This window comes from Moorena sp. SIO2C4, from assembly GCF_010672485.1.
GTDB lineage: Bacteria > Cyanobacteriota > Cyanobacteriia > Cyanobacteriales > Coleofasciculaceae > Moorena > Moorena producens.
The window spans coordinates 1-2558 of record NZ_JAAHGN010001063.1; the positions used below are offsets into that span (position 1 = coordinate 1).

Below are 2558 nucleotides of genomic sequence, written 5' to 3' on the forward strand. Positions count from 1 at the left end.
GATAAATCTGTGAAAATTAAACCCGATTACCACCTAGCTTGGTATAACCGGGGGGTTACCTTATTGGCATTAGGACGAAATGAAGCAGCGATTAATTCGTTTGACCAAGCTGTGAAAATTAAACCCGATTACCACCTAGCTTGGCATAACCGGGGGATTGCCCTAAGGAAATTAGGACAAAATGAAGCAGCGATTGAGTCCTATGACCAAGCTGTGAAACTTAAACCCGATCACCACCAAGCTTAGTACCACAAAGCCTGCTGTTATGCCTTACAAGGAAATGTAGACTTAGCCCTTGATAACTTGCAACAGGCCATTAATCTCAATCCTGAAGAATATCGAGAGATGGCAAAAACTGATTCATCTTTTGACACCATTCGCTCAGATCAGCGGTTTCAGCAGTTGATTAATATCAAGTCTGGGATTTTAGGGAATCGGGAGTCGGGAGTCGGGAGCCGGAAATAGGGAATAGGGAAAAAATTCTGTATACCTGATTACTATGATAAACGCTATAGCAATGGGTGTAATGGTGTTGACAACTTTAAGGAATGAAACATCGCTAATACCAATTTTAAATAAACTATTCTCTTGCTTCCCATCTCCCCATCTCCCCATCTCCCCATCTCGCCGCGCCCAGCCCTATAGCCTATTCCAGTTGCCGTTCCGAGGGTGTTATGGTGTCCATCAACCCTTCAAAGGTACCAGAATTGACGATAAAATACAACAATCCAGCAAACACTAGAAGAGCTAGAAGCATGGAACAACCGCGCATATCCTTCTCCTCCTTTAATTTATGAGCACTATCAGCATTATTCCACAAGGTTGTTACCTTAGCGGACAGGCAATTACCGTAAAAGCAACAACCCTGCGGGGTTAAAAGCGGCGGAGTTAAAGAGGTTTAAACCTAATATTTTCCGCTACTGAATTAATTATATTTAATTCTGGTCAAAAAATAAATATTTTTGTATCAATTTGTCATTAACTGTGTAACGAAGTGTGAAAACCTATCGTAAGCTATCAGCTATCAGCTAATGCGCTACTTGAAGTGCTACTTGAGGTGCTATCAGCGTCGAAGTCTGTGCCAAGCTGTTCGCGTAGCGTGGCCATAGGCCTGCATAGGTTTATTTTAAGCTGACAGCTGACAGCTGACAGCTGACGGCTTACCTAAATACTTTGCCAAAAGGTATATTAGATAACAGATTTACGGTATTAGTCACAGGATTTTTCACAAATCGATTATGATTGCTATATTACCGGTTTCACATTTAATAATTACTTAATTAAATTTTTACAGTATGGTAATTGGTGAAACCAGATAGGGCTATAAAATATAGTGTAACTAGTTATTCACTAAATAGTTAACCAGTAAATAGTTAACACTAACTATTTCAAAAATAAATCTACGACATATATGGTAAAAAATCAGCCATATGTCGTAAAAATTAGCAATTTAGTGAAACACAAACTGGTGTTTCATTAGAATTTGAGGTAATTTAATTCGACAATAAATCTAAGTGATCAACCAAAGGGGTTGATGCCATCATGGTGGTGAGCATTTAATAGTGGTATTAGTGTATTTCAGAGTGTATTTCGAGTAGTAAATGGAATTCCTTGAACTAATGAAGGGTGTTTCTCTAGAGCCAACTGACAATTCACTTAGAATTGACCTGAAGGATGCCAACTTAAGGGGTGCTGACTTAAGGGGTGCTGACTTAAGGGGTGCTGACTTAAGCAGAGCTGACCTAAGTGATGCCAATCTCAACGGTGCCTTGCTCAACGGAGCTGATTTGAGTCGTGCCTACCTCAGATGTGCGGATCTCAGTGATGCCAACCTGAGTGATGCCAACTTGATGGGTACTTATCTGAGTCGTGCTGACCTCAGTCGTGCTAACCTAGGTGGTGCCAACTTGAGTAATGCCAACCTGATTGGTAGTCGAATAGACAATACTCAGTTTAGAGATAACTCAGGAATTTGTAAGGATCTCAAGGATGACCTAAAGCGACGAGGGGCAATCTTTTTTGAGGAGTCTCCGAGTCTACGTTCTGGAATGCTTGCCTGTTCCTGACCAAGCTATGTGCAGTGCTATACCAAGTCCCAATTACCACTTAGCTCTCTCAGGGATTGTCCTTGCAGGAGGGCTAAGTTCTCGTATGGGTAGGGATAAAGCTTTGATTCTGGTCGAGGGTGTCCCCTTACTGCGCAGAGTGTGTGATGTTGCCCTAAGCTGTATTGGTCAAGTCTCGGGTCAAGTCTCAGGTCAAGTCTCAGGTCAAGTCTATATAGTCACTCCCTGGCCAGAACGATACGTGGATATCTTACCTGAGACTTGTCGTGTTATTCGGGAAGTCCCGTTACCAGAAGAGACCACACCTCATGGTCCATTGGTAGGATTTGCTCAAGGATTAGCTCATGTTGAAACAGATTGGGTACTGTTACTGGCTTGTGATTTACCCCAATTAAAAGCAGAGGTTGTGCAAGGTTGGCTCAAGCATTTGGAGCAGACTCGGGAAAATGCGATTGACCAAAGGTCACGCTACGCGATTGACCAAAAGTCACA

5 protein-coding genes and 1 pseudogene are annotated in these 2558 nt (G+C 42.2%); 4 read left to right on the forward strand and 2 right to left on the reverse strand.

The genetic code is table 11. The features are described 5' to 3' along the window. The coding region (locus F6K20_RS33615; protein ID WP_287297673.1) for a tetratricopeptide repeat protein at positions 1 to 246 on the forward strand (246 nt) is incomplete at its 5' end. Between the two features lie 12 nt (positions 247 to 258). After that, positions 259 to 465 (forward strand): annotated as a pseudogene (locus F6K20_RS33620) (tetratricopeptide repeat protein); the annotation flags it as partial. On the opposite strand, the gene F6K20_RS33625 reads toward F6K20_RS33620, so the two are convergent. Both F6K20_RS33625 and F6K20_RS33630 read right to left on the reverse strand, forming a co-directional pair. Continuing rightward, complete coding sequence (locus F6K20_RS33625) at positions 427 to 615, reverse strand: hypothetical protein (RefSeq protein WP_287255905.1); 189 nt, start codon at positions 613 to 615, stop codon at positions 427 to 429. The pseudogene F6K20_RS33620 and the gene F6K20_RS33625 overlap by 39 nt on opposite strands. 31 nt (positions 616 to 646) lie before the next feature. Continuing rightward, the gene (locus F6K20_RS33630) at positions 647 to 772 is read right to left on the reverse strand and encodes a hypothetical protein (protein WP_267873693.1); all 126 of its coding nucleotides are present in this window, start codon (positions 770 to 772) and stop codon (positions 647 to 649) included. 829 nt (positions 773 to 1601) lie between these two features. On the opposite strand from F6K20_RS33630, the gene F6K20_RS33635 reads away from it, so the two are divergent. Beyond that, positions 1602 to 2066 carry a pentapeptide repeat-containing protein gene (locus tag F6K20_RS33635; protein WP_008191720.1) on the forward strand — a complete coding sequence of 155 codons (465 nt, stop codon included), beginning with the start codon at positions 1602 to 1604 and terminating at the stop codon, positions 2064 to 2066. A 7-nt stretch (positions 2067 to 2073) separates the two neighbouring features. After that, the coding region (locus F6K20_RS33640) for an NTP transferase domain-containing protein (RefSeq protein WP_502708908.1) at positions 2074 to 2558 on the forward strand (485 nt) is incomplete at its 3' end.